This is a genomic window from Microbacterium longlingense, assembly GCF_058349825.2.
On record NZ_JBYRJA020000015.1, the window covers coordinates 23,519 to 30,187 of the forward strand.

The 6,669-nt window shown below is 70.3% G+C and carries 7 protein-coding genes; 4 read left to right on the forward strand and 3 right to left on the reverse strand.

The window, feature by feature from the left end:
* From trpS to AC3RXY_RS15450, 3 genes are all read right to left on the reverse strand, one after another.
* Positions 1 to 1,005, reverse strand: coding sequence for a tryptophan--tRNA ligase (gene trpS / locus AC3RXY_RS15440; RefSeq protein WP_491511809.1), 1,005 nt, complete (start codon positions 1,003 to 1,005; stop codon positions 1 to 3).
* Positions 1,006 to 1,129: 124 nt separating this feature from the next.
* Positions 1,130 to 1,969 carry an exodeoxyribonuclease III gene (locus AC3RXY_RS15445; RefSeq protein ID WP_491511810.1) on the reverse strand — a complete coding sequence of 280 codons (840 nt, stop codon included), beginning with the start codon at positions 1,967 to 1,969 and terminating at the stop codon, positions 1,130 to 1,132.
* Positions 1,970 to 2,033: 64 nt separating this feature from the next.
* Positions 2,034 to 3,212 carry a YihY/virulence factor BrkB family protein gene (locus tag AC3RXY_RS15450; RefSeq protein WP_491511811.1) on the reverse strand — a complete coding sequence of 393 codons (1,179 nt, stop codon included), beginning with the start codon at positions 3,210 to 3,212 and terminating at the stop codon, positions 2,034 to 2,036.
* Between the two features lie 275 nt (positions 3,213 to 3,487).
* On the opposite strand from AC3RXY_RS15450, the gene AC3RXY_RS15455 reads away from it, so the two are divergent.
* From AC3RXY_RS15455 to AC3RXY_RS15470, 4 genes are all read left to right on the forward strand, one after another.
* On the forward strand, positions 3,488 to 4,273 hold the full coding sequence (locus AC3RXY_RS15455) for a hypothetical protein (RefSeq protein WP_491511812.1): 786 nt from the start codon (positions 3,488 to 3,490) through the stop codon (positions 4,271 to 4,273).
* Between the two features lie 105 nt (positions 4,274 to 4,378).
* The gene (locus AC3RXY_RS15460; RefSeq protein ID WP_491511813.1) at positions 4,379 to 5,224 is read left to right on the forward strand and encodes an ABC transporter ATP-binding protein; all 846 of its coding nucleotides are present in this window, start codon (positions 4,379 to 4,381) and stop codon (positions 5,222 to 5,224) included.
* Positions 5,212 to 5,886 carry an ABC transporter permease gene (locus AC3RXY_RS15465; RefSeq protein ID WP_491511814.1) on the forward strand — a complete coding sequence of 225 codons (675 nt, stop codon included), beginning with the start codon at positions 5,212 to 5,214 and terminating at the stop codon, positions 5,884 to 5,886. Before AC3RXY_RS15460 ends, AC3RXY_RS15465 begins: the two co-directional genes overlap by 13 nt.
* Positions 5,883 to 6,599, forward strand: a complete 717-nt coding sequence (locus AC3RXY_RS15470) for an ABC transporter permease (RefSeq protein ID WP_491511815.1) — start codon at positions 5,883 to 5,885, stop codon at positions 6,597 to 6,599. The genes AC3RXY_RS15465 and AC3RXY_RS15470 overlap by 4 nt, the downstream gene beginning before the upstream one ends.
* Positions 6,600 to 6,669: the final 70 nt, after the last annotated feature.

Genomic DNA, 6,669 nt, shown 5'->3' on the forward strand with positions numbered 1-6,669 from the left:
TCAGCCGCGGCGCAACAGGCCCATTCGGTCATAGACGGCGTCGAGGGTCGCGCCGGCCACTTCCTCGGCCTTGGCCGCGTTCTCGGCGAGAATGCGATCGAACTCGGCGGGGTCATCGAGCAGTTCCAGGGCGCGCTGGCGCACCGGCCCGAACTCTCCGACCACCACGTCGGCGAGGCCCTTCTTGAAGTCGCCGTAGCCGCGCCCGGCATACTCGTCCTCGATCGAGGCGACCTGACGGCCGGTGAGGGCCGCGTAGATCGTCAGGAGATTGGACACGCCCGGCTTGTTCTCACGGTCGTAGCGCACCGACCCCTCGTTGTCGGTCACGGCGCGCATGATCTTCTTCGCCGACGTCGACGGGTCATCGAGCAGCCACAGCACCCCCGCGTCGCTCTCCGCCGACTTGGACATCTTCGACGTCGGGTTCTGCAGGTCGTAGATGCGGCCGGTCTCCTGCTGGATCATCGGGTTCGGCACGCGGAAGGTCTGGCCGTAGCGCGCGTTGAAACGCTCCGCGAGGTCTCGGGTCAGCTCGACATGCTGCTTCTGATCGTCCCCGACCGGCACGACATCGGCCTGATAGAGCAGGATGTCGGCCGCCATCAGCACGGGGTAGGTGAACAGGCCGACGGTCGTGGCATCAGACCCGTAGCGCTGCGACTTGTCCTTGAACTGCGTCATGCGCCCGGCCTCGCCGAACCCGGTGAGGGTGGAGAGGATCCAGGCGAGCTCGGCGTGCGCGCTCACCTGCGACTGCACGTACAGGGTCGACCGCGACGGCTCGATGCCGCCGGCGATGTACTGCGCGGCCGTGCGGCGGGTCTTGTCGCGCAGCTCCGCGGGGTCGTTCGGCTGGGTGAGGGCGTGCAGATCGACGACGCAGAAGAAGGCGTCGTAGGTGTCCTGAAGTCCGCGCCACTGCAGCAGCGCCCCGATGTAGTTGCCGGCCTGGAGGGAGTCGGCGGAGGGCTGCATACCGGAGAAGAGGCGGGCTTTGGTCATCCGTCCATCCTATGGCGGTTCTGCTGGGCATTCGGGTCACGCACCGGAACAGGCAGAGAGCGCCAGAACAGGCAGCAACCGGGGAGAACTGCCGGTTCTGGTGCCCTCTGCCTGCCGTGGTGCGTCAGTGCGCGTAGTCGACGACCACGGGGGAGTGGTCACTCCAGCGCTCCGCGTACGTCTCGGCGCGAGCGACGTGGTAGCCGGACGCGCGCTCCGCCAGCGGCGGGGTGGCGAGGTGGTAGTCGATGCGCCAGCCGGCGTCGTTGTCGAACGCCTGGCCACGGTAGGTCCACCAGGTGTACGGTCCGTCGACCTCGCCGTGGTGACGGCGGCCGACGTCGACCCAGCCGAGCCCCGTGCCGGGCGTGCCGTCGACGCACGCGACCACGGCGTCGCGCTCGCCGAGGAAGCGGTCGAAGTATGACCGCTCGCGGGGCAGGAATCCGGCCTTCTTCTGGTTTCCGCGCCAGTTCTTGATGTCGAGCTCGCGGTGACCCACATTGAGGTCACCGGTGACGACGGCGAGGGCGTCGTCTGCGGCGAGCTCGGGGAGACGACGCTCGAAGGCGTCGAGGAACCGCCACTTCTCCTCCTGCCGGGGGTGGTCGGCCTCGCCGGTGTGCACATAGGCGCTGACGACGGTGAACGGCTGCCCGCCCAGCTCGAAGTCGGCCTCGATCCAGCGGCCCTTCGAGTCGAAGTCGTCGTCGCCGAACGCGGTGCGCACCGCGAGCGCCGGCTCGCGGCTCACGATCGCCACCCCGGCACGCCCCTTGGCGCTCGCCGGGTCGTGCAGGATCGACCAGCCGGGGAACGCCTCGGCGAGGTGCTCGTCGGCGCCACGCACCTCCTGCAGGGTCAGGATGTCGACCCCCGCGTTCTCGAACCAGGTGTGCATGCCGTTGCGGACGGCCGCACGGATGCCGTTGACGTTGACGCTCGCGACGCGAAGATGGGCCATGCATCCAGGCTAACGGTCGCCGCGGACATCCATCGGGGTGCTGGTGCGGGACCCTCGGGAGGGCTCAGAGGTCGCGCAGCAGCCCGGGGCGCGGCCGGGCGGTCTTGAGGCGCGTGCTCTCGGCCTCTGCCAGCTCGACGAGCGCGCTGTCCAGGTCGTCCTCCGCATCGCGCACCGCCCGGCGCAGCGCGGGACGCCGAAACCACGGCGCGTCGGCCAGGGCCGCGTCGGCCTCCCGCAGGCGCACGCGCGCGGCCGTCTCGATCGCGTGGAGCTCCTGGATGCGCTGCTGCACCTCGTCGTCCGGCAGCAGGGGCACGTCGCGATCCGTCGCGGCCACGGCGATCCACGACGACGCGACGAGGATCACCACGCCGATCACGCGGAGCCACAGCAGGAAGCCGATGATCACCGAGAACGTGCCGAGCAGCGGGTTGCTCGGCGAGTAGAGCACCAGCAGGCCGGCGCCCACCTGCAGCACCGCCAGGGCTGCGCCGCCGATGAGCGCCCCGGGCCAGATCAGGGCCCAGGGCAGGCGCGTGCCGACGAGGAAGCGATAGAGCATCGCCAGCGCCGTGGCGTTGATCGCGAACGCGACCAGCACGGACACGACCTGACTCAGGATGTTCACCCACAGCGAGATGTCGTCCGCCCCCAGGACCTGCAGCAGACGCCGGAGGGCACCCGTGCCGATCGCGCCCAGAGCCGCTCCGACCACCTGGGCGAGACCGAAGAAGAGCGCGGTGAGGAAGTCCTTCCCCTTGAGGACGAAGTAGCTGGTGCGGTCGAACGGCAGCCCGAAGATGTCGCGCACGGCCCGGCGGGCGAAGGTGACGAAGCCGATCGCCGTCCACACCGCCACGAACACCGCAACCGCACCGGTCGCGGCCAGCACGCCCGTGCTCTCCCGCGCGACCGTGGCGACGTCGGTCGGGCTCACCAGCCCCTGGGCGCTGATGAGGCCCGGGATCGAGGAGTTGACGATGTCGATCATCCGGGCGATGGCCACCGGGCTCGCGCCGAGCCATACCCCCACGATGGCGAACGCGGTGTAGATGGTGGCGAACATCGCGAAGAGCGACTGGTAGCTCAGGCTCGCGGCGAGGAGAAAGCCGTTGTGCTGAAGGAAGTGCCGCCACACGCGAACCGGGAACGCGCGCATCGTGCGACGGGTGATGGCTGTCGCGCGCTGGATGGGGGCGTCCAGGCGTGCACGGAGGTCCGTTCCGCCGTCATCGCTCACCTCCCCAGGCTAGCGGCAGCGGGCCCCGCAGCGGACGAGCGGCGGACCACAGGTGCCGCGGCGCCGTGTGACGTCGGCGGACCGGCGGCGGGGCGGGAACCGGGTAGGGTTTCACGGGGGCGATCCGGCGACCGGATCGCGAGTGGCAGAGGTCCAGGGGGAGGACAGCCATGGGGGATTTTCGGCGAGCTATCCGATCGCGGCCGGGTGCAGCGCATCCGGGGCGTCGCAGACCCGGCGCGGCGACGGCGTGCGCTGCGCTGGCCGGTGTGTTGATGCTCTCAGCATGCGCACCGGCGGACGTCGGCAACACCGAGCCGGAGGCGGCACCGACAGCGCCCGCCCAGGCGACCGCGCCGGCGGCGGAGGTCACGCCCGCTCCGGACCAGGTGTTCCCGACGTGGGAGGGCCGGCTCGCGTACGAGACGGACGACGGCGACACGTTCGAGGTCGCCTACCACCTCGATGCGCGGGCGGGGTTCATCCCCGTCGCGGGCGACCAGGCCGGGCAGGCGGCCGCGGCGGTCGACAGCGAGCTGACGGTCGAGGTCGTCAACACGATGACACGGCGCACGCTCTCCTCGAATCTGTACTTCCGGGCGTGGGCGGTCTACGCGGCGGGTTCCGCACCGTGCGCCATCGGGTGGGAGACCTATCACGACGACCCGCCGGAGGGGCGCTGCATGTATCCGTTGACGGGCACGAGCGTCAGCGTCGGAGTCGAGCTCGAGCCGGGTGCATCGCTGTCCATTCCGATGGACGGCGCGCAGGAGCGGGAGCGCTACGCGCTCGCACACTCCGAGAGCATCGAGGGAATCGCGCCGGAGCACCAGGAGGAGGTCGTCGCGGCCCTCAACGAGCCGATCGCGGTGTTCCTGGAGGTCTACAAGGAGGAGCCGGACTTCTCGTACGACAACGCCTACACCACGCTCGCGTCGGTGAGCGGGACGTGCGCCGTGGCGTTCGAGAGCGAGGAGCACGGCATGGTGTCGTCGGTCCTCGTGCCCCTCGCGTTCGCCGACAACGCATGCGACTACTGGGGCGAGCCGGTCCGCGAGTGACCGACGGGGCGGCATCGCCGGCCGCCCGGGGGTGACGCCGTGTGCCGGACCGGGGTGCGGGTGTCGGTGACCTGTGCTTGTGTGGAGGGACCGACGGGAGGTCCCATGGCGATCGAGTTCCGCTCCGTGACAAAACGGTTCGAAGACGGCACCCTCGCCGTCGACGACTTCAGCCTGCTCATCCCGGCGCGGCGCACCACGGTCTTCGTCGGCTCGTCGGGCTGCGGCAAGACCACGCTGCTGCGCATGATCAACCGCCTGGTCGAGCCGACATCGGGCGACGTCACCATCGACGGCGAGAACATCCGCGAACGCGATGCCGTGCAGCTGCGCCGCGGGATCGGGTACGTGATGCAGAACTCCGGTCTGCTCCCGCACTTCACCGTGATCGACAACATCGCCACGGTGCCCGTCCTGCAGGGCGTTCCGCGCCGGGCGGCCAGGGAACGCGCGCGGGAGCTCATGGACGTCGTGGGGCTCGACCGGTCCCTCGCGCAGCGCTACCCGCGTCAGCTCTCCGGCGGCCAGCAGCAGCGCGTCGGAGTCGCCCGCGGACTCGCTGGCGATCCCAACATCCTGTTGATGGACGAGCCCTTCGGGGCGGTCGACCCGATCGTCCGCAAGGAGTTGCAGGCCGAGACGGTCCGGCTGCAGCGCGAGCTCGAGAAGACGGTCGTGTTCGTCACCCATGACATCGACGAGGCCTTCCTGCTCGGCGATCAGGTGGTGATCCTCGAGAAGGGCGCCCGCATCGCCCAGGTCGGCAGCCCGAGCGAGATCATCGAGTCCCCGGCGTCGGACTTCGTCGCCAGCATCGTCGGGGTCGACCGCGGGGCGCGGGCGCTGCGGGTCAAGCAGACGCCGCGGGGGCCGGTGCTGGTCGACAGCGCTGGCCGCACCCAGGGTGTGCTGGTCGACGACGACGCCGGGAGCGCTCCGTGGACTGGGTGATCGACAACCTCGGGCTCATCGGCGGTCTCGCGCTCGACCACCTGCGACAGAGCATCGTGCCGATCGTGCTGTCGTTCGTGATCGCGGTGCCGATCGGCTGGCTCGCCTTCCGCTACACACGCCTGCGCGGCGGCGTGCTCACGGTGATCGGCCTGCTCTACACCGTGCCGTCGCTCGGGCTGTTCGCGCTGCTGTCGGCTGTGCTCGGCATCCCCTACCAGGCCGAGGCGAACCTCGTCGTGGCGCTGACGATCTACGGCGTGGCGATCATGACCCGCTCGGTGACCGACGGCCTGGTCTCGGTGGACCCGGCTGTCCGGGCCTCGGCGGTCGCGGTCGGCTTCGGACCGTGGCGGCGGTTCTGGGCCGTCGATCTCCCGCTGGCCGGTCCGGTGCTGTTGGCAGGTCTGCGGGTCACGGCCACCTCCACGATCTCGCTCGCCACCGTCGGCATCCTGATCGGGGTGCAGAACCTCGGCTACCTGTTCACCAACGGCTTTCAGCGGCGCATCGTCGAAGAGATCCTCGCCGGCGTCGTCGCGGTCGCGGCGATCGCGTTGCTCATCGACCTGCTGCTCGTGATCGCAGGGCGCCTGCTGATGCCGTGGCAGTCGAACAGGCGCGAGCGGGCGGGCCACCGACCGCAGGCGGCGATCGCATGAACCTGTTCGCCGAGGCCCTGGCCTGGATCTTCTCGCCGGAACGACTCGCCGGGTCTGTCCCGTTGCCGCTGGCGATCGCGCAGCATCTCGCCTTCACGTTCGGATCCGTGGCGCTCGCCGCGGTCATCGCGATCCCGCTGGGATGGCTGATCGGGCACACCGGTCGTGGGCGGGAGCTCGCCGTGGGCATCGCCGGCGCCGCGCGCGCTCTGCCGTCGCTCGGCCTCGTGTCGCTGCTGGTGCTGGTGGTCGGTGTGCTGCACAAGACCGAGGCGGCGGTGTTCGCCTTCGTGCTGCTGGCGATCCCGTCGATCCTCGCGGGGGCCTACGCCGGGTTCGAGGCGATCGACCGCCACGTCATCGCTGCTGGCCGGGCGGTGGGGATGACCGAGTGGCAGATCCTGTGGCGTATCGAGGTCCCGCTCGGGCTCCCGCTGCTCCTCGGCGGCCTGCGCTCGGCCACCCTGCAGGTCGTGTCGACCGTCACGATCGCCGCCTACGTCGGTCTCGGCGGACTGGGTTTCCCGATTCTGCAGGGCATCCAGTTGCGCAACTTCGCGCAGATCCTCGGCGCCTCCCTCGTCGTCGTGGTCCTGGCTCTCCTGATCGACGGCGTCTTCGCGCTCCTGCAGCGGCTCGTCGTGCCGGCCGGGGTCGCCGCCCGCGCCACCACGGCACGTGCCGCGCGCCGCCGCGCGGCACCCGCCGCCTGACAGTGATGATGGTGGTGGGAGTCCCGCAGCGGTCGTCCTGACTCTGCGCCTGACTGACTTGGGGTCTTGA

Bases quoted from the DNA above. Each gene is read 5' to 3' on its own strand.
- trpS (WP_491511809.1), bottom strand. From the start codon at position 1,005: ATGACCAAAGCCCGCCTCTTCTCCGGTATGCAGCCCTCCGCCGACTCC.
- AC3RXY_RS15470 (WP_491511815.1), top strand. From the start codon at position 5,883: ATGAACCTGTTCGCCGAGGCCCTGGCCTGGATCTTCTCGCCGGAACGA.
- AC3RXY_RS15445 (WP_491511810.1), bottom strand. From the start codon at position 1,969: ATGGCCCATCTTCGCGTCGCGAGCGTCAACGTCAACGGCATCCGTGCG.
- AC3RXY_RS15460 (WP_491511813.1), top strand. From the start codon at position 4,379: ATGGCGATCGAGTTCCGCTCCGTGACAAAACGGTTCGAAGACGGCACC.
- AC3RXY_RS15455 (WP_491511812.1), top strand. From the start codon at position 3,488: ATGCTCTCAGCATGCGCACCGGCGGACGTCGGCAACACCGAGCCGGAG.